The sequence below is a fragment of the Streptomyces sp. NBC_00029 genome (genome assembly GCF_045160505.1).
GTDB lineage: Bacteria > Actinomycetota > Actinomycetes > Streptomycetales > Streptomycetaceae > Streptomyces.
The window spans coordinates 7,256,819-7,275,765 of record NZ_CP108292.1 but is presented as its reverse complement, the minus strand read 5'-3'; the positions used below and the strand labels follow the sequence as shown (position 1 = coordinate 7,275,765).

18 protein-coding genes are annotated in these 18,947 nt (G+C 70.1%); 5 read left to right on the top strand and 13 right to left on the bottom strand.

The features are described from left to right. The first annotated feature begins 356 nt into the window (after positions 1-356). Both OG753_RS33660 and idi read left to right on the top strand, forming a co-directional pair. Positions 357-1,718, top strand: a complete 1,362-nt coding sequence (locus OG753_RS33660) for a GNAT family N-acetyltransferase (RefSeq protein WP_405792904.1) — start codon at positions 357-359, stop codon at positions 1,716-1,718. A gap of 210 nt (positions 1,719-1,928) precedes the next feature. Then, a complete protein-coding gene (gene idi, locus OG753_RS33655) occupies positions 1,929-2,528 on the top strand; it encodes an isopentenyl-diphosphate Delta-isomerase (RefSeq protein ID WP_030649398.1) in 600 nt (199 codons plus the stop codon). 110 nt (positions 2,529-2,638) lie between these two features. Here idi and OG753_RS33650 read toward each other — a convergent pair whose 3' ends face one another. After that, positions 2,639-3,148, bottom strand: coding sequence for an ATP-binding protein (locus OG753_RS33650; protein ID WP_327266986.1), 510 nt, complete (start codon positions 3,146-3,148; stop codon positions 2,639-2,641). A gap of 130 nt (positions 3,149-3,278) precedes the next feature. Beyond that, positions 3,279-3,971, bottom strand: a complete 693-nt coding sequence (locus OG753_RS33645; RefSeq protein ID WP_327265379.1) for an HdeD family acid-resistance protein — start codon at positions 3,969-3,971, stop codon at positions 3,279-3,281. A 75-nt stretch (positions 3,972-4,046) separates the two neighbouring features. On the opposite strand from OG753_RS33645, the gene OG753_RS33640 reads away from it, so the two are divergent. Beyond that, positions 4,047-4,817 (top strand): enoyl-CoA hydratase-related protein, encoded by a 771-nt coding sequence (locus tag OG753_RS33640; RefSeq protein ID WP_327265378.1) that lies wholly within the window; start codon positions 4,047-4,049, stop codon positions 4,815-4,817. A gap of 10 nt (positions 4,818-4,827) precedes the next feature. Here OG753_RS33640 and OG753_RS33635 read toward each other — a convergent pair whose 3' ends face one another. Both OG753_RS33635 and OG753_RS33630 read right to left on the bottom strand, forming a co-directional pair. Further along, positions 4,828-5,457 carry a DJ-1/PfpI family protein gene (locus tag OG753_RS33635; RefSeq protein WP_405791248.1) on the bottom strand — a complete coding sequence of 210 codons (630 nt, stop codon included), beginning with the start codon at positions 5,455-5,457 and terminating at the stop codon, positions 4,828-4,830. A gap of 83 nt (positions 5,458-5,540) precedes the next feature. Continuing rightward, positions 5,541-6,512 carry a GlxA family transcriptional regulator gene (locus OG753_RS33630; RefSeq protein ID WP_405791247.1) on the bottom strand — a complete coding sequence of 324 codons (972 nt, stop codon included), beginning with the start codon at positions 6,510-6,512 and terminating at the stop codon, positions 5,541-5,543. 100 nt (positions 6,513-6,612) lie between these two features. On the opposite strand from OG753_RS33630, the gene OG753_RS33625 reads away from it, so the two are divergent. Further along, complete coding sequence (locus OG753_RS33625) at positions 6,613-8,250, top strand: ABC-F family ATP-binding cassette domain-containing protein (RefSeq protein ID WP_405791246.1); 1,638 nt, start codon at positions 6,613-6,615, stop codon at positions 8,248-8,250. Between the two features lie 34 nt (positions 8,251-8,284). On the opposite strand, the gene OG753_RS33620 is transcribed toward OG753_RS33625, so the two are convergent. From OG753_RS33620 to OG753_RS33595, 6 genes are all read right to left on the bottom strand, one after another. Next, positions 8,285-9,742, bottom strand: coding sequence for a phytoene desaturase family protein (locus OG753_RS33620; protein ID WP_405791245.1), 1,458 nt, complete (start codon positions 9,740-9,742; stop codon positions 8,285-8,287). An 18-nt stretch (positions 9,743-9,760) separates the two neighbouring features. Beyond that, on the bottom strand, positions 9,761-11,188 hold the full coding sequence (locus OG753_RS33615; protein WP_405791244.1) for a serine hydrolase domain-containing protein: 1,428 nt from the start codon (positions 11,186-11,188) through the stop codon (positions 9,761-9,763). Between the two features lie 130 nt (positions 11,189-11,318). Next, complete coding sequence (locus OG753_RS33610) at positions 11,319-12,335, bottom strand: HTTM domain-containing protein (RefSeq protein ID WP_327265372.1); 1,017 nt, start codon at positions 12,333-12,335, stop codon at positions 11,319-11,321. Further along, a complete protein-coding gene (locus OG753_RS33605) occupies positions 12,332-13,132 on the bottom strand; it encodes a DUF5819 family protein (RefSeq protein ID WP_405791243.1) in 801 nt (266 codons plus the stop codon). Before OG753_RS33605 ends, OG753_RS33610 begins: the two co-directional genes overlap by 4 nt. A 12-nt stretch (positions 13,133-13,144) precedes the next feature. Beyond that, positions 13,145-13,492, bottom strand: coding sequence for a hypothetical protein (locus OG753_RS33600; RefSeq protein WP_327265370.1), 348 nt, complete (start codon positions 13,490-13,492; stop codon positions 13,145-13,147). A gap of 898 nt (positions 13,493-14,390) precedes the next feature. Further along, positions 14,391-15,116, bottom strand: coding sequence for an SDR family NAD(P)-dependent oxidoreductase (locus tag OG753_RS33595; RefSeq protein ID WP_405791242.1), 726 nt, complete (start codon positions 15,114-15,116; stop codon positions 14,391-14,393). 104 nt (positions 15,117-15,220) lie between these two features. Between OG753_RS33595 and OG753_RS33590 the strand changes: the two genes are divergently transcribed. Beyond that, entirely contained in the window at positions 15,221-16,060 is an 840-nt protein-coding gene (locus tag OG753_RS33590) for a LysR family transcriptional regulator (RefSeq protein WP_405791241.1), read from the top strand. Between the two features lie 169 nt (positions 16,061-16,229). Here the strand turns inward: OG753_RS33590 and OG753_RS33585 are convergent, their stop codons facing one another. Genes OG753_RS33585 through OG753_RS33575 form a run of 3 tightly spaced genes read right to left on the bottom strand, consistent with a single transcriptional unit; the run spans position 16,230 to position 18,685 of the window. Further along, complete coding sequence (locus OG753_RS33585) at positions 16,230-17,012, bottom strand: SDR family NAD(P)-dependent oxidoreductase (protein WP_405791240.1); 783 nt, start codon at positions 17,010-17,012, stop codon at positions 16,230-16,232. A gap of 7 nt (positions 17,013-17,019) precedes the next feature. Beyond that, positions 17,020-18,195 (bottom strand): MAB_1171c family putative transporter, encoded by a 1,176-nt coding sequence (locus OG753_RS33580; protein WP_383196350.1) that lies wholly within the window; start codon positions 18,193-18,195, stop codon positions 17,020-17,022. Continuing rightward, positions 18,185-18,685: a hypothetical protein gene (locus OG753_RS33575; protein ID WP_327265365.1), complete on the bottom strand. Its 501-nt coding sequence runs from the start codon at positions 18,683-18,685 to the stop codon at positions 18,185-18,187. The genes OG753_RS33580 and OG753_RS33575 overlap by 11 nt, the downstream gene beginning before the upstream one ends. Positions 18,686-18,947: the final 262 nt, after the last annotated feature.

Below are 18,947 nucleotides of genomic sequence, written 5' to 3'. Positions count from 1 at the left end.
CGGATGAATGGAAGCAGGGGTTCATCACCCGTTTACGCCCCGATAAGCCGAATATTCGGGCCCACGGGCCGGGTTCGGATCATCATTGACGATCACGGCGCGGTACCACAAACGGCCCGGATGTTACGGTGGACACGCCCCTGAACGTGTCGAGTGGAAAGAGGTGGGTTGATGACCGTCGTAGTGGTCGCGGCCATGCGCAGCGAACTCCGGTGCATCCCCCATTCCTTCCGGGCATCCGGCCGGGCCTGATCACACAGCTGGGCCCTCGTCGGCCGGAGCCCCCGTTTCAAGGGTTCACGTTGACCGACAGCAATACCTTCGACGAAGACTTCATCGACGACACCAACGGCGACATCAACGACGAGTTCGATGATGCCGACGATTTCACGCGCGCCTTCTTCGCCCTTCACCACGGCCTGCCCCGGCAGGCTCCGGGCTCCGACGCGACCACCCGCCACCTGCTGTCCCTGTGCGGACCGCTGCCCGAGCGGCCGCGCGTCCTCGACCTGGGCTGCGGTCCGGGCCGCAGCGCCCTGCTGCTCGCCGCCGAGGCGGGCGGACCGGGCACGGGCGGACCGGGGAGCGGCGGCGCCGAGGCGGGCGGACCGGGCACGGGCGGACCGGGGAGCGGCGGCGCCGAGGTGACCGCCGTCGACCTGCACGCCCCCTTCCTCGGCGAGCTCCGTACAGCCGCCGCGGCCCGCGGGCTCGCCGACCGGGTCCGCACGGTAGAGGCCGACATGGGCGCCCTCCCGCAGGGGGGCTTCGAGGACGGTTCCTTCGACCTCGTCTGGGCGGAGGGCTCCGCCTACATCCTCGGCTTCGACGCCGCGCTCGCGCGGTGGAAGCGGCTGCTCGCCCCGGGCGGCACCCTCGTGCTGACCGAGTGCCAGTGGTCGGTCCCCGAACCGTCCGCCGGCGCCCGCGCCTTCTGGGACCCGCACTGCGCGCTGCGCACCACCGCCGGCAACCTCGCGGCCGCCCAGGCCGCCGGGTACCGGGTGCTCGGCGTGCACGACCTGCCCGACTCGGACTGGGCCGAGTACTACGGCCCGCTCGCCGAGCGGGTCCGCGACCGGACCGTCGCGGCCGGCCCCGCCATGGCGAGGGCACTGGCCGCGACGCGCGAGGAGCTCGACGTACGGGCCCGCCACGGCCACGAGTACGGGTACACGGGCTACGTCCTGCGCCCGGTGACCGCCGGGGACGGCGACGCCTGGCCCGCCCGCCCGGAGACCGCGGCCGACGCGGCCGCCGTACGGGAGGTCAACCTGGCGGCGTTCGAGACGCCGCTGGAGGCCGACCTCGTGGACGCGCTGCGCGCGGACGGCTCCTGGCTGCCCGGACTGTCGTACGTGGCCGAGGCCCCGGACGGGTCGGTGGCGGCGCACGCCCTGCTGACCCGGTGCGAGGTCGACGGCGCCCCGGCGCTCGCCCTCGCACCGGTGGCGGCCGATCCCGCGCTGCAGCGCTCGGGCGCGGGCAGCTCGGTCGTACGGGCGCTGCTCGCGGCCGCCCGGGAGCGCGGGGAGTCACTGGTCCTCGTCCTCGGACACCCGGCGTACTATCCGCGCTTCGGTTTCGTACCGGCGTCGCACTTCGGGATCCGGGCACCGTTCGAGGTGCCGGACGAGGCGATGATGGCGCTGGTGCTGGACGATCGCGTTCCGGTGCCGTCGGGGACGATCAGGTATCCGGCCCCGTTCGGCGTCTGACGGCTGCGCGACGTCATGCGACGTGACGCGTGAGTGATCCGCCCCCTGTCGCCCGAGGGGTGTCTTGCCGATCAGGCCTGCGAGCCCGGCGTGATCGACAAGGCACCCCCTAGCACGCGGCGGGGGGCGGACATGCGCGGATCTCCGAAGTGGGGACAAGCCGCTTTTGTACGGCAGACTGAGGGCCGAAGTCCGAAGCGAAGGATGGGTATGCCGACCACACCAGCCACCGCCGCGAACAGCGCGTCCAACGGCACCGGTACTCAAGAACCGATCATGCTCGAACTGGTCGACGAGTCCGGCAACACCATCGGCACGGCGGAGAAGCTCTCCGCCCATCAGGCGCCCGGGCAGTTGCACCGGGCGTTCTCCGTGTTCCTCTTCGACGAGCAGGGCCGTCTGCTGCTCCAGCAGCGGGCCCTCGGGAAGTACCACTCCCCCGGCGTCTGGTCGAACACCTGTTGCGGTCACCCCTACCCCGGGGAGTCGCCGTTCGCGGCCGCGGCGCGGCGGACCCACGAGGAGCTGGGGCTGTCGCCCTCGCTGCTCGCGCAGGCGGGAACCGTGCGCTACAACCATCCGGACCCCGCATCGGGTCTGGTGGAGCAGGAGTTCAATCACCTGTTCGTGGGACTTGCGCAGGCCGCCGTACGGCCGGATCCGGAGGAGGTCGAGGACACCGCCTTCGTCACCGCCGAGGAACTGGCGAAGCGGCACGCGGAAGTTCCGTTCTCGGCCTGGTTCATGACCGTGCTCGACGCGGCACGGCCCGCGATCCGCGAACTGACCGGCGACGCGGCGGGCTGGTAGCCCGTACGCCGTCCCGCTGTTCCGCCGTCCCGCTGTTCGTCCCGCTCCTGAGCCCTCCCGCTGTTCCGCCGTCCGCCGCTGCGCGGCCCTGCCGCCGCGCCGGCCGCCGCTCAGCGGGCGGCCGGCGGGGCGGTGAGCGGCGGGGCGGTGAGGGGCAGGGCGGCCCAGATCACCTTGCCGCCGGTCGAGGTGTGCTCGACGTCGCAGACACCGCCGGCCTCCAGGGTGACCTCCCGTACCAGGAGCAGACCCCGGCCGCCGGTCTGGCCGAAGTCGGCCTCCAGTGCCTTGGGGCGGTAGGGGTGGTTGTCCTCGACCGCCACCCGTACCCACGCGCGGCCGATCGCGACCTCGACCGCGACCTCCGGCGAGAGCAGGGCTGCGTGCCGGACCGAGTTCGTCACCAGTTCGGAGACGATCAGGAGCAGGGAGTACACCAGGTCCTGATGGGCCGGCACCCCCTGGCGCCCGAGCAGGTCCCTGACCGCGCGGCGGGCCTGCGGAACGGATTCTTCAACCGCGGGCGCGGTGAACCTCCACACTCCCTCGTAGGCGAGGGGGTCGGCCGGAGCCTCCGCCTCACCCTCCTTGGCTGGCGGGACGCTCCCGCTGACATCCATCTTCCGTCCCCCGTCTTCACGCTCGATCGTCTCCACGCGACAAGAGTGGTGAACGGGCTGGTCCGGACCCGACTGCTGACCAGAAGTCAGCGCCTATAGGACACTTTCTGACCACTGGCGTATGACAGAGTCAGTTGTTCGACTGTTCCTGATCTTCTGTCGGACGCTTCTCGGCCGCCTCGCCCGCCCCGTCCGCGGCGCCGGCCTCCTCCGTGACCTCGTCCTCCCTGACCAACCCCAGGATGCGCCGGGACCCCATGCCCATGGCCACCAGGCTCAGCCCGTCGAACAGCAGGGCGAGGGAGAAGAAGGTTCCGATCACGTACAGACTGTTGCCGGGCCAGTTGGAGAGGATCAGGAACCCCAGCAGGATGCCGAAGGCGCCCTGGACGACCGCGAGCCCGAAATGGGATCCACGCACCACCAGCGCTCCGACCAGCCGGAACAGTCCACCGATGAGGAAGAGGAGCGCGGCGAACATCGTCAGCGCCTCGGCGCTCGCCTCGGGGCGGCGAAGGATCACGAAACCCGCGGCAAGGTTGATCGCGGCGACGACGACGGCGAGCCAGAAGTAATTGCTCCTGCGGGACTGCACGGCCTGCAGCAGGCCCACCACACCGCCGATCAGCAGCAGCCAGCCGAAGAGGAACATCGTGGTGAGCGTGGCCAGGCCCGTGTAGACCAGTCCGACCAGACCGGCCAGCACCAGAACCACTCCGAGCCCGGTCATCATCGCGAAGCTGCGGCTGAGCTTCTTCTTCTCCCGCTGCGGTTCGGGGCCCCCGACCCTCGCCCCGGTGCGGTCTGCACGGTCTGTGCCCATGGACGCGCCACCTCCTCGCACCCCCGACGGACTCCCTTGATCATAGGTACGACCGCCCGGGATAGCATCCGGCGCATGGACGCAGCCCAGGACGCAGCCCTCCTCCACACGGTCGCCGACGGGGTGGCCACCGTCGTCATCTCCCACCCCGCCAAGCGCAACGCCATGACCGCCGCCATGTGGCGGGCGCTCCCGGAGCTGCTGACGGACCTGGCGAAGGACCCGGCGGTACGGACGCTCGTGCTGACCGGGGCTGGAGCGACCTTCTGCGCGGGCGCCGACATCTCCTCCCTGACCGGGGAGGCCGGGGCCGCCGGGGAGGACGACCCGCGGGCCCTGGCCGTGGCGGCCGAGGAGGCCCTGGCCGCCTTCCCCAAGCCCACGCTGGCGGCGATCCGCGGCTTCTGCGTGGGCGGCGGCAGCCAGCTGGCGGCCGCCTGCGACCTGCGCTTCGCCGAGGAGGGGTCCTCGTTCGGCGTGACCCCGGCCAGGCTGGGCATCGTCTACCCGGCCTCCTCCACCCGCAGGCTGGCGTCCCTGGTCGGCCCCGCGTGGGCCAAGTACCTCCTCTTCTCCGCGGAGCTGATCGGCGCGGAGGCGGCGCTGCGCGCGGGGTTCCTGAACGAGCTGCTGCCGGCCGGTCGACTCGACGGACGCGTGGCGGAGTTCACCCGGATCCTGGCCTCCCGCTCGCAGCTGACCCAAGCGGCGGCCAAGGAGTTCGCGGACGGCCGGACCGACCGGGACGCGTACTGGGAGGACCGGGCGGCCGCGGGTCAGGACACGGCGGAAGGGGTCACCGCGTTCCTGGAGCGCCGCGCTCCGCTCTTCACCTGGACCCCGTGACGGCGACCCCTCAGCCCGGCGTGTGGTTGCCCCGCAGCATCTCGACGAGGGCGGCCGGGGCCTTGTCGGGCGAGCCCGCGTCGTAGGGCGGCTGGGGGTCGTACTCGGTCATCAGCTGGACGGCCCGGGCGAAGTCGTCGCCGGCGATCCGGCCGAGCAGGGTGAGCCCCATGTCGATCCCGGAGGACACCCCGGCGGCGGTGACGTACTTTCCGTCGAACACCACGCGCTCGCCCGTGGGCCGGGCCCCGTGCCCGGGCAGCTGGTCCAGGTAGAGCCAGTGGCTGGTGGCCCGCCGCCCGTCGAGCAGCCCGGCGGCGGCCAGCAGCAGGGAACCGGTGCACACCGAGGTGGTCCAGGTGGTGGTGGCGTCGACCGTGCGCAGCCAGTCCATGACCACGGGATTGGCCATCTCCCGCTCGGGATGGGGCCCGCCGGGCACGATGACGATGTCGGGCCGGGTGACCTCGTCGAGCCCCTTGTCGGCGACGAGCGCGAGCGATCCGTTGTCGGTCCGCACGGGCCCCGGCCGTTCGGAGACGAAGACGACCTCGGCGTCGGTCAGCCGCCCGAGGGTGTCGAAGGGCCCGATGGCGTCGAGGGCGGTGAAGTGGTCGTAGAGCAGTACGGCGATCTGCATGGCTCCTCCGGAGCGGTGGTCGGAACACGACGCCGTCCCCTGGGCGGGGCGGCTCCTTCTTCTGGGCACGCCGGGGCCGGCCCTCAGGGGCGGACCGTGCCGAAACGGCGCCTGTACTCGGCGGGGGGCTGGCCGAGCGTCCTCAGGAACGCCCGTCGCATCGCCTCCGGGGTCCCGTAGCCGCAGGCCCGGGCGATCTGCGCGATCCCTTCCCCGCTCTCCTCCAGCAGCCGACGCGCGTGGTCCACCCGCACCCGTTCGACGTACCGGCCGGGCGTGACCCCGGTCTCGGCGCGGAAGGCCCGGGCGAAGTGCCGCGGCGACAGCCGGGCACGGGCGGCGAGGTGCTCGACGCCCAGGTCCTCCCCCGGGTGCTCGCTGATCCACTGCTGCACGTCCCGCAGCGGGTCCCGGCGGGCGGTCTGGGCCGACAGCTGGGCGCTGAACTGTGCCTGGTTGCCGGGCCGGCGCAGGAACACCACCAGGTGCCGGGCGATCGTCAGGGCGACGTCCTGCCCGTGGTCCTCCTCCACCAGCGCCAGGGCGAGGTCGATCCCCGCCGTGACCCCGGCCGAGGTGGCCACCGGTCCGTCCCGTACGTAGATCGGGTCCGGGTCGACGGCGACGGCCGGGTAGTCCCGCGCCATCCGCTCGCAGGCGTACCAGTGGGTCGTCGCCCGCCGTCCGTCCAGGAGCCCCGCCTCGGCCAGCAGCAGTCCTCCCGTGCACACGGAGACCAGCCGCTCCGCTCCACCCCCGTGGGTACGGAGCCAGTCGGTGAGCCTGGGCTCGAAGTCCGCGGTGAACCGCCCTCCGGGGACCAGCACCGTGGTCCCGGGCCCCGGGCGGGCGCTCTCCAGCTCCCCGTCCGGCACCAGGGTCAGCCCGCTGCCGGTGCGGACGGGCCCGCCTCCCGGCGACGCCGTCCGGATCGCGTACCCTGCCCGCCCCGGAAAGCGGGCGAGCGCGGCGAACACCTCCACCGGCCCGGTCACGTCCAGGCTCTGGACCCCTTCGTAGAGGAGGACGAGGACGGTGCGCGGCGGCGAGGACATGACTCCATGGTGTTGCGCCGCCGTGATGGCCGCAATGACGTGCTTCCCACCTATCCGGCCATGCCGGGCCCCGTCCGCGCGCGGATAGGATCGGCACATCATGACTGCAACCCTCGTCGCCAAGAAGCTCACCGCCGCGCACGGTGAGCGCACCCTCTTCGCCGATCTCGACCTCGTCGTCGCCCCCGGCGACGTCATCGGCCTCGTCGGCGTGAACGGCGCCGGGAAGTCGACCCTGCTGCGGCTGCTCGCCGGCCTGGACACCCCCGAGACCGGTGAGCTGCGGCTCTCCCCGCCCGGCGCCGCCGTCGGTCACCTCCCGCAGGAGCCGGAGCGCCGGCCCGAGGAGACGGTCCGCGAGTTCCTGGCCCGCCGTACGGGCGTGGCCGCAGCGCAGGCGGCGCTCGACGAGGCGACGCAGGGCCTGGTGGACGGGACGCCGGGTGCGGACGACGCGTACGCGACCGCGCTGGACCAGTGGCTGAACCTCGGCGGGGCCGACCTCGACGAGCGGGCCCAGGAGATCGCCGACGACCTCGGCCTCGCGGTCGGTCTCGACCTGCCCATGACGGCGCTCTCCGGCGGCCAGGCCGCCCGCGCGGGCCTGGCCTCGCTCCTCCTCTCCCGGTACGACGTCTTCCTGCTCGACGAGCCCACCAACGACCTCGACCTCGACGGTCTGGAGCGGCTGGAGCGGTTCGTCAAGGGACTGCGCGCCGGCACCGTCGTGATCAGCCACGACCGCGAGTTCCTTACCCGGACGGTCACCAAGGTCCTCGAACTCGACCTGGCCCAGCAGCAGATCAACCTCTACGGCGGCGGATACGACTCCTACCTGGAGGAGCGCGAGCGCGCCCGCAACCACGCCCGCGAGGAGTTCGAGGAGTACGCGGGGAAGAAGTCGGCGCTCGAGGGCCGGGCCCAGATGCAGCGCAACTGGATGGACAAGGGCGTGCGCAACGCCCGCCGCAAGGCCTCCGACAACGACAAGATCGGCAAGAACCTGCGCGGCGAGTCGAGCGAGAAGCAGGCCGCCAAGGCCCGTCAGACGCAGCGGGCGATCGAGCGGCTGGACGTCGTCGACGAGCCCCGCAAGGAGTGGGAGCTGCGCATGGAGATCGCGACCGCCCCGCGCTCCGGCGCGGTGGTGGCCACCCTGCGCGAGGCGGCCGTCCGGCGCGGGGACTTCTCCTTCGGCCCGGCGAGCCTGCAGATCGACTGGGCGGACCGGGTGGCGATCACCGGGGCCAACGGCGCCGGCAAGTCCACGCTCCTCGCCGTCCTGCTGGGCCGGGTGACCCCGGATTCCGGCTCCGCCACCCTCGGCTCCGGCGTCCTGGTCGGCGAGGTCGACCAGGCGCGCGGTCTGTTCCTCGGCGACGAACCGCTTCTCGAGGCCTTCTGCGCGGCGGTCCCCGAGACCGAGCCGGCCGAAGTCCGCACTCTGCTGGCCAAGTTCGGCCTCAAGGCGGCCCATGTCCTGCGCCCGGCGGCCACCCTCTCCCCGGGCGAGCGCACCCGTGCGGCGCTGGCCCTGCTCCAGGGCCGCGGGGTGAACCTGCTGGTCCTGGACGAGCCGACCAACCACCTCGACCTCCCGGCGATCGAGCAGCTGGAGGCCGCCCTCGACGCCTACGAGGGCACCCTCCTCCTGGTCACCCACGACCGCCGCATGCTGGACGCGGTGCACGTGACCCGTCGCCTGGAGGTCTCCGGCGGCAAGGTCACCGAGATCTAGAGCCGAAGTCCCCCACGCCGAGACCCACTTGGCTTCAGGAGCGGGGGGCGAGGGATGGCGCCGTCCGGACTCCGTATTCGCGGCGCAGCAGCGAAAGCGCGGCGAGATGGCCCGACATGCCGTGAACGCTCGGCCCCGGCGGGGTGGAGGCGGAGCCCAGATACAGACCTGGCACGGGGGTGCGGTAAGGGTCGGCCTGGGCAACCGGGCGCAGAACGCTCTGGGTGAGCGTCATGGCGCCGGATGCGATGTCACCGCCCACGTAGTTGGGGTTGTAGGCCTCGTATCCGGAGGCGGAGATGCCCTGTTGGGCGACGATGGTGTCGGTGAAACCCGGGGCGTAGCGCTCGATGCGCGCGCGCACGATCTCGACCGGGTCCCGGGTGTCGCCGTTCGGTACGTGCGCGTAAGCCCATACCGGGCGCTTGCCGGGCAGGCCTCTCGTGGGGTCTGCCGTCATGGGGTCGACCACAAGGACGAAGGGCTCGTCGGTGGCGATGCCCTTTGATGTGAGGGTCTCCTGGTGGAACATCTCACGCTGGGTTCCCCCGAGGTGGACCGTCCCGGCCCTGCCGACCTCGGGGTCGGCCCATGGGATCGGGTCGGATACGAGGAAATCCACCTTGGCGGCGCCGGGGCCGTAGCGGAAGCGCTCGAGGCGGCGGGTGTAGCGGGCGGGCAGTCTGCTGCCGGCGATCTGCAGCAAGCCCTTCGGGCTGGTGTCGAGCAGTACCGCGCCGGCGTGGTCGAGTTCCCGGAGATCGGTGATGCGACGCCCTGTGTGGATCGTTCCGCCGTGCGCCGTGATGTCGTCCGCCATGGCCTGGGCGATGCGGACGCTGCCGCCCCGTGGAATCGGCCATCCCGTGCCGTGTGCAAGGTGTCCCAGGAGCAGGGCCACCGCACCGGCGGCGAGGCTGGGCAGTCTGCCGACGGCATGAGCGGCGACTCCTGTGAGCAACGACCGTGCCCGCTCGGTTCGGAACACTCCGCCGGCGAACGGACTGCCGTGTGCAAGGACTCTGGGCGCCAGCACGAAGGGGGCACGGAGGTCGTGGGGGATGCGGCGCTGGCCGGAGAGGAGCATGTCGACGACGCCCGTGCTGCGATCGAGCAGAGGCTCCATCGTCGCCCTCCAACGGGCACCGTCGGGTCCGAGATGCCGGCACGTGGCGTCCAGATCACGAAACGCGAGGCCTGCACGGGTGCCGTCCATGGGGTGGGCGTAACTGATCTCGGGGTGCAGGAGCTCTACGCCGCGGGCGGCGAGGTCGAACTCGCGAAAGAACCGTGACGCCGCAGCCATCGGGTGGACGGCCGCGCAGATGTCATGGAGTACGTCGCTGTCGAAGAGGGGTTTGGATCGCAGCCCTCCGCCGATTTCGTCTGCGGCCTCGTACAGCTCGACACGCAGTCCGGCGCGGGCCAGGGTCACCGCGGCCGCCAGGCCGTTGGGCCCCGTTCCCACCACTGCGGCGTGGGTACGGCTCATGGATACCTCATCCTTTTCTCAGAGCTCGGCGGCTATGACGAGCAGAAGCAGCAACAGCAGAGCCCCTGCGTACCGGGCCGTCGGGAGAACGGCTCCTTCCCCTGCCTGCTGGTCCCGGTCGTCGTCCGGTGACGGACCTCGGCGGATGCCCAGCACGATGCCGGCGGAGAGGCCGGCCATTCCGAGCGCCCATGCGATGGGCGGAACCGACAGCCAGTCACCGGTGCGCCGTACGAGGATCAGCAGGGCGAGTCCGAAGACGGCACTGATGCCGAGATGGGCCCAGTGGATCCGCTTCGGGAATCTGCGCCGGGCCACGTAGAGAACAGGGCCTGCCGCTCCTGCGCTGCACAGCACGGTCAGTGCGGTCCGAGTGGCGTCGGGTGCGGGGTGGCCCGCGTCTGCGGTGAGACCCAGGAGGCGCGTCCCGATGGCCTGGACGGGGCGGTTCGTATTGGAGAGAACGACAACGCCTTTGTGGCCCGACCGGTCGAAACCCATGTAAGAGGTGAATCCGCCGGATACTCCGTCGTGCCAGGTGATCTCCCGGCCCTGCGTCCGGGTGGTGTACCAGCCCAGTCCGATCTCCCCGGCCCTCCCGGCGTCGAACCGCGGCACGGCTGCATCGGCACCGGGCGCGGCGCCGCTCAGCTGGGCCTGCAGCAGGCGCGCGAGGTCTTCGCTCGTCGACCAGACGTCGCCTGCCGGTGTGTAGCCCGAGGCCAGCCAGTGCTCCATGACAACACCGTTGGATTTGTATCCCGTTGCACTGTTGGGCGGTGCGGTGGCGTCGGAGTGCACCATGCGCGTGCCCCGCATGTCCAGCGGCGTGAGCACGTGCTCCTGCAGGAGCTGTTCGTACGGCTTGTCCAGCACGCGAGCGGCCGTCTGGCCGGCGAGCGCCATACCGAGGTTCGAGTACCGAAATCTTCCGGCTCCTGAGGCAACGGCATTCCGTCCGGCTGTGAACACGTCCTCTTGGGTCATACCGCGATAGGGGTCCCTGCCCAGGGTTCTGAGTCCTGCCCCTCGAAGGAACGTGTCGAGATTCGCGGGCATCAGGTCGAGCCCGGCCCGGTGGCTCGCCAGGTCACGGAGGGGGGCGGATCCCAAGGCCCTGTCACGGAAGCTCATATCGGGCAGGAGCTCCTGCAGGGGTACATCGAGGTCCAGGCTCTTCCGGGAGGCGAGTTCGGCGAGAAGCATGCCCGTCATCGGTTTGCCGAGTGAGCCGGCTTCGAAGACGGTGGACTGGTCGACGCCGGGATGCTCGGGGTTGCCCGATCCACCGAGGCCCGCGAAGCGAACCCGATCCCCTTCGATGAGGGCTACGGCGATCCCACGGTATCCGCGTACGTCGCCGGCCGCCGCGCGCACCTGAGCGGCGAGCGCGGCATCACCCGTCGTTGCGCTGCTGAGCGCCGGTGGGCGGGGCATGAGGAACATCCCGGAGCTCAGTGCCACCAAGACCATGGCGGTCAGCAGGAGCAGGCCGCGGAACCCATGCCGAGGCCTCCGCGCCCACTTCTCCCGAGCCGCACTCGACCCCGGCGCCGGCCCCGGCACCTTGTTCGTCTCAGGCGGCATTGGCCGCAGGTTCAAGGCTTTCGCGCCTGCCGAACAGCTGCCGCATCCTCTGGGCGAGGTGGCGGTAGTGGTCGTCTCCCATGATGAGCAGTTCCAGCGCGATCATGGTGGCGGAGAAGGTGAGCAGACCGCTCATGAATACGGCGATCCCCAGGTGCATAAGAATGCCGCCGGTGACAGCGAGGGGCCGCAGGGAGCGCTTCAGAAGAAGGAACGAGAAGGCGATCTGGAAGAATACGGTCGCGTATGTCATCGCCACTACCAGAGTGGCGTGCTCGTAGAAGATGTGATTGACACCGGGCCAACCGAACTCCCCCACACGGAGGATGTAATAGAGCGCGGTCCCGTTCTGCCAGCGCTCTCCCTGAACCTTGTACATTCCGGAAACAAGGTAGATCGTGCACACCTGGAGGACGACTGCGAGCAGCGCGGTGTGATGCAGCAGCGATCCGATCCGGTACCGCATCGATTCCGTATCGGGCATCACCTGCTTCCCGCGGCGCACTGAGGCATCGAGCGAGAATCGGGCACCACAGTCGGCGAACACGAGAAAGAGGAGGACGATGACGGTCGCGTTGTCGCCCCCGTCGAGCAGCATCGGGTTTCTCTGCTGAAGCGACCACAGGAATACATAGTGCAACAACGTCATGGCCCGGGTCTTCCATCCCAGCATGAACAGCAGGGCAATCACTGCACCGACGTGGAAGCACAGCTCGAACCACGCCTGGGACTTGCTGAATTCATAGATGGAGAAGACATCGCTCTCCGGCGCCGTGAAGTTCTGCCAGGGCCACACTCCTTCCGGTCCCCAGAGGTAGCTTCGCCGGAAATAGTCCCGAAGATAGAACCAGAACCCGATGGCCCCCAGCGCGATTCTGGTGAGAGCCGCTCCGGTGAGCGCGCTCCGGCTGCCGCTGAAGCTCTCGAGCCGGGAGTACACCATTCCCTTGATGCCGGCAAGCGCAGTGTTCGACCGGGCGTCGGCTCGGAATTCCTTTTTCGTCACTGCTCCACCTTAACCGGCCTCGCCCAATCCAGGTCGTAGTAGGAAATCTTTCCCTTTGCGTCACGTGAGTAGCGCTGCGAGAATCTGGGAAACTCGTTGGTCGCGATCCGGACCTGCACATATTCGAGATCGGGACCCCACAGCTTGCCGGCCTCGGCGCTCGCGAATGACTGGGCGAACAGGGCCGCCTGGTCACGGGCGTCCTTCTCGTCCGGAGTGAGAGGAGGATCTTCCTTTCTGTTCTTTTCCTGCTCCTCATTGCCCGGCTCGCGGGGACCCTGATTCTTGCTTCTCATCTTTTCGAGTTCAGGGTTGGGCCAGGATTCGAGCAGCTGCGGCAGGCCCGAGCCCACACGGAACTCTCTGGATGGCCAGAAGCGCTCGCCGTAGAGTTTCAGCAGACCCGGGGACGTCACATCCACCCATTCCGTGGTGACGGTCGATCCGTCCGGCTGACGCTTCTGGGCCCGCACCAACACGCCCTTGTCCCTGTCCACGGGGTCCGGCGCAAACAGATGCCAGTCCTGACCGAAGTGCGGCAGCATGTAGGCGTTGACTTCTTCGCCGTACTTCTCTTTCAGCGGATTGAACGGCATTTCATGCAGGGCCGTCATGCCGAAATGAAAGGCCAGCACGAGCGGGATGACAGCGCCGGCCGCCAGCAGCCCGACCCTCCTGGGTCTGCTCCAGTGTGCGAGCGGCGCACTTTCGAGAGTTGACTGTTCCACCGTTTCGGTCGCCTCCAAGCGGGCCTGTGCGGCGGGCCCGGACAGGGCCCGCCGCACAGAGGTGATCAAGCGGTCGTGGGATTAGTCGAAAGCGCGCGACATGCTGGCCGCGCCGGTGTCGGCCTGAGTCGGCACACCGCCCCGGCGGAACATCTTCTCCTGAGCCCTCGGAGCGTGTCCGAACACCTTCTTGGCGCCGTCGTAGGCCAGGTTGCCCACAACGCCCGCCCCGACCGCACGGCCGATGGCGGCCCAGCTGCGGGCCTCGATGCGGCCATCGCCGACAACGTTGTCGGGCTGAGTGGACGCTTCCTGGAAGGCGGCCGCGGTGGTTTCGTTCTTGGGTGCCGCAGACGCGCTGGTCGTCGCGACGGCCGTGGCGCAAACAGCCACCGCGAGTCCCGTGACCACAATCTTGACTCGGTTCATTTCATTCCTTTGTTCGGGATGCACTTATGGCAGAGAATGGGCCAGGAATTCCCGGCCCGTAACCAGAAGTTGATCATCACTTTACTGGGAAAAACGATCTTGGCAAGTTCCCGAAATCGCCGTCCATTTGATTGCGAATTCAAGAAGGCGAGGGTGTGTCATGCGTCTTGATTTCCGTCGATCTGCGGGCAGCACGACACTCCCCGACTGGGCCGGGGTCGATTATGTGCGCTCAACGAAAGGGTCCGCTTTCGGGATGCCGCGGGATCCGATGGGCATGCCTGGGAGACGGCAGCCGGGTAAATGCCTCAGCAGGCCGGCCACGGAACGGAAAAGGGCTCGGCCGGGCAGTGGAGCCGAGTATCGCGGAATCCTGCGAAGACGGCCGACCGCACCAACTCGGGACTGCTCAGTCCTCTGACATGGCCAGACCGGGAGCGACGCCCGCCGTGGGCGACTACAGAAGGCCGTGACAGGAGGGGCTGGACATCGATAAGGCGTCGGCCGAGCCCTCGTGGGACGGCAGGGAAAGCAGGGCGGTCATTGCCGTGACGAAAAGACGAACTGCACCCAGAGTGGTCAACTCTGAGCCTGGACCTGACACGAAACGCCCCCGCTAACGCTACAACCAGCAAAGATCAATGCCTCTTGCCCTGTGGGCCACCAAGGTTGATTTTGCGGTGAACTTGCATATCGACACCCTCATCGGAGCGTCGACCAAGATCATACCCACAAGTAATGTCCACTCCAAACCAATCGGAATAGTAGAATCCGTAACGGAATTTAGGTTCGGAATCAACAATTCCGGTCGCTTTGTTTTCCCTTCCCACACCGGCCGGATCATGCGGAAGGGCGCCGATCAGGCGGCCGGCCGGCGTGGCCCCGGCCGCGCACACCGTCACCAGGGCACTGTTCCGCCGTCGTCGAAGAATCCGCCGGTCGGTCCGTCGTCGGGCAGGGTCGCGAGGCGAATCGCGATCGCCGCGCCCTGGTGGGGAGTGCGGACGCCCTGGAAGCCGTTGAGGTCGGTGGCGGTGAAGCCGGGGCAGCCGGAGTTAATCAGGATGCCGGTGTCGCTCAGTTCCTTGGCGTATTGGACGGTGACGGCGTTGAGGAAGGTCTTGGACGCCAAGTACGCAGTGTGAACCGGGCCCATGTCGATGCCGGGCGTGGTCTGCAGGGCGAGCGAGCCGACGCTGCTGGACATGTTCACGATCCGCGGCGATGCCGAGCCGCGCAGCATGGGCAGCATCGCGTTGGTGACGCGGATGACCCCGATCACGTTGGTTTCCACGACGACCCGTACGGTCGCGGGATCGACCGTGGTGGGCGTCTGCGGCATGCCGCCGGTGATCGCGGCGTTGTTGACCAGGACGTCGAGCCCTCCGGCGCGGTCGGCGATCAGCTCGGCCGCGGCGGCCGCACTTGCGTCGTCCGCCACGTCGAGCGGCACGCCGAACGCATCGGCCCCGGCTGCGCGCAGCTTCTCCACCGCGGCGTCGCGGCGCTGTTGATCCCGCGCGCCCACGCCGATCCGCCAGCCGAGGGCGCCCAGGCCGGCCGCGATCTCGTATCCGATTCCTTTGTTCGCACCGGTCACCAGCGCGATCGTCTGTTCACTCATGTCGTCAAGCGTGGTGCGGACCCGGGTGGGACGTCCAAGACCGACTGGGTGGGCGGCGATACCGCACGGATATCGGTCGTGGTGAGCGCCGGTACGATGACGCGGTGGAGACGCGGGAGTTGCGATACTTCGTCGCCGTCGCGCAGGAGTTGCACTTCGGGCGGGCGGCGCAGCGGCTCGCCATGGCGCAGCCACCGCTGTCGCGGGCGATCCAGCAGCTCGAGCGGCGGCTCGGAGTGGTTCTGCTGCACCGCACTGCTCGCGCGGTCGCCCTGACCGAGGCCGGGTCGGTGCTTCTGCGGGAGGCCCGGGCCGCGCTCGACGCGATCGAGGCCGCCGAACGCCGCACCCGTCGCGCAGCTGCCGAGCTGCCCGGTGTGGTGCTGGCCACGAAAGCCGGAGCGTCCAGCGAACTCTTGTCGAAGCTGCTGGACGCCTACGCCGCCGAGCCCGGCGCGGTCCCCGTCGAGGTGATGCTGTGCGGGCCCGGCGAGCAGGAAAGGATGCTGCGCGACGGGCGTGCCGACGTTGCCCTGCTCCAGCGGCCCTTCGACACGACGGCCGGACTCGACGCCGAGGACCTGCACACCGAACAGCAGGTCGTGGTCCTGCCCGCGGGGCACCCCTTGGCGAACCGACCCCGTATGTCGATGGCCGAGGTCACCACCCTGACGGACCTGCCCCTGCCACGCTGGCCCCGACGGGGCGGGGGCTATCCGGACGGACCCGGCCCGCAGGTGCGCGACCACACCCAGCTGTTCCAGCTGATCGCGCTCGGACGGGCCTGCGCGGTCGTGCCCGAGTCCCTCCGAGCCCACCTGCGTGACGATCATGCGACGGTGCCGGTGCCGGACGCACCGGCTGTCACGACCGTCATCGCCTGGCCACCGCACAGCAGGTCCAGAGCCGTCGCCGACCTCGTCCGCACCGCGACACGCCTCTAGGTAGCCGGAGGATCGGTGTCGAGCATGGGTGCCGAAGACCGAAGATCCCCTACCGTGATCGATGTGGGGTCCTTTCCGACCTCAGTCGGCTGCTGGGCCGTCGCTTTCGGATCTCGCTCCCCCAGCTGCCTCCGGATGACCGCCCGGGGCCGGGCGGACGGGGCCGTGGCTACTCGGCCGGCGCCCGGCGCTTGCGGGCCATCCTTGCGGCCACGAACGTGCGCGGCAGGTGCCGGGCGGCCAGGGCGTAGGCGCGGTAGCGGTGGCCCGTGATGCTGACCGGGCGGCGCAGGGCCAGGTCCTTCAGGGCCTGATCGACCACGGCCTCCGGTTCCAGCCAGACCGCGTCGCGCAGCGCGCTGACGTCCATGCCGGCGCGCTGCTGGAACTCGGTGCGGGTGAAGCCGGGGACCACGGCCAGCACGCGGACCCCGTACGGGGCCATGTCCACCCGGAGCGACTCGCTGAAGGCGGTGATCCAGGCCTTGGCGGCGCCGTAGGTCCCGGTCGGCAGGAGGCCCGCCACCGAGGAGACGTTGAGGACGGCGCCCCGGCGGCGTGCGCGCAGACCCGGCAGCACCGCGTGGGTGAGCCGGAGCGGGACCTTGACCAGGAGGTTGAGCATCCGCTCCTCGTCCTCGACCGGGTTGTACGGGAAGGGGGCGGGCAGTCCGAAGCCCGCGTTGTTGACCAGGATGTCCACGGGCCGGGCCGGGTCGGCGAGCCGTTCGGCGACGGTGGCGCAGTCCGCCGCGTCCAGCAGGTCGGCGGGCAGCACTTCGGACACGGTGCCGTACTCCCGGGCCAGTCCGGCGGCGACGGCGTCGAGCCGGTCCTTGTCGCGGGCGACGAGGACCAGGTCGCAGCCCTTGGCCGCGAAGCCCCGGGCGAAGGCCGCGCCCAGTCCGGCGCTGGCCCCGGTGATCAGTACGGTGGTCGCTGCGGTCGTCAAGACGGGTTCACTTCCTTGTGGTGGCGGGAGCGGCGTACGCCTGGGCGACGTCGACGAGGAACCGGGCCTCGTCCGCCAGGTCCCCGCCCTCCTGCGAGGTGTGGATCGCGGCGGGCAGTTCCAGCGCGGCCGCCTCGCCCGGCTGCCCGGGCGCTCCGTCGAGCTTCGCCTGCCGCGCCTCGCGCAGTACGCGGGCCAGCGCGGCGGCGGTGGCCCGCTGCTCGGGGATGCCGTGCCCGGCGGCCCGGCCGCGGGCGTGTTCCAGGGCGCCCGGGGTGACGTACTCCCCCAGGATCAGGATCGCGTCGCGCGTCTCGATGACCTTGCGGTAGACAAGCAGGTTGCGCGGGACCGGCGGCCACAGCAGTTCCACCAGCCGGCCGGCCCGCGGCTTGTTGAGGGCGACGTGCGGGACCGCCTCGACCAGGTCGCGCCACAGCGGCCACAGCCGCCAGGCGGTGACGATGTCGGCGAAGGTGCGGCGGAGGGTGAACAGGGTGGGCACGAGGATCGCGGCGGCGCGCAGCAGGCCGTGCAGGTTCATCAGGAGCGGCAGGGCGGGCATCGCCCAGGTGCTGCCGAACAGGGCCTTGAGCAGGTACGCCAGCCAGAACAGCCCGGCGAGCGCGGTGCCGAGGCCGAACAGCCGCAGTCCGGCGGCCAGGCCCCGGCTCTCGGTACGGCGGCTGTAGCGCCAGCACAGCGCCACGCAGACGGTGTTGGCGACCACGTGCGCGGAGATCAGCACCAGCCAGTAGGCGAGGGAGGGAACCGGTTCGCCGGCCGGCGGCATGGTGTGCGTGCCGTGGGCGGGCGCGGCCGCGTCCAGGACCAGGAGCGCGGTGAGCCAGGCCACGGTGGCCGTGCAGGCGGTGAGCTGGAGCCGGCGGCCGCGGGTGGTGGCGGCCACGAAGTAGAGGACGGCGCCCGCCGACAGCACCCCGATGAGGTTGCGGACGAGACCGATGGTGTGGGCGTAGCCCGGGCCGCGTTCCATCGCGTACGAGACGACGTCCGGGAGGTTGAGGGTCATCGCGGCCGCGGCGGTGGCGACGGCCAGCCACAGGCCGCGCTGCTGGGGGGAGCGCAGGGCTCCGGGGGCGCGGAGCAGGACGGCGGCCCACAGGCAGACCACGCCGGGGACGGCGAGCCAGTTGCCGAAGGCGGTGAGGTCAGCCGACATCGTTGCCCCGTACGTACCCCATGGCGGACTCCAGCCGGGCCAGGGTGCCGCGCTCGCTGGACGCGGACCGCGGGCCGGAGTTCGCCGTGCGGATGCGGATCATGCTGGCGAGCATCTCCGCCTCCTGTTCCTGCCGGGTGGTGTAGTTGGTGCGCCCGAGCACGACGGGGGCGGCCCCGTCTGTCTCCTCGCCCTCCAGGGAGTGGTGGCCGAAGAGGATGTGGCCGAGCTCGTGGAGGACGATGTGCTCCCGGTGCAGCGGGGTGGTCTGCGCCTCGTAGAAGACGTAGTCGACGCTGGCCGTGCCCACCCACAACCCGCAGACCCCGGACTCCGCCGCCTCCTTGGGCAGGGGATGGAGCTCGATGGGGCGTCCGCGCCGCTCGGCGATGCGCCGGCAGAGGGCGTCGAGGGAGAACGGGTGGGTCAGATCCAGATGGCCGAGAATCTGCTCGCACCTTTTGCGGATGCTGAGTTGCCGGTGGGGCATGTGATCCCTCTTCGGACCCTTTCCGGGGCAACGGCGGTAGGCGTGTGTGGGCATGGGCATGACGTCCTGTGCCTTCGAGGCGGCCTCGGGGAATACGGTCCTGAGGGGAAAACACGGAAGCCCGTCCGCCGAGTGACGAACGGGCGTTCCACCATGCCTACAGATCTTGTACGCGAATTGGCAAGGCAAGTCCCCAGGTGGGGAAGCTATTCAGCCACCCGGTGCGAAGAACTTCCCGCGCCGGGTGGCTGCAAGACGCCCC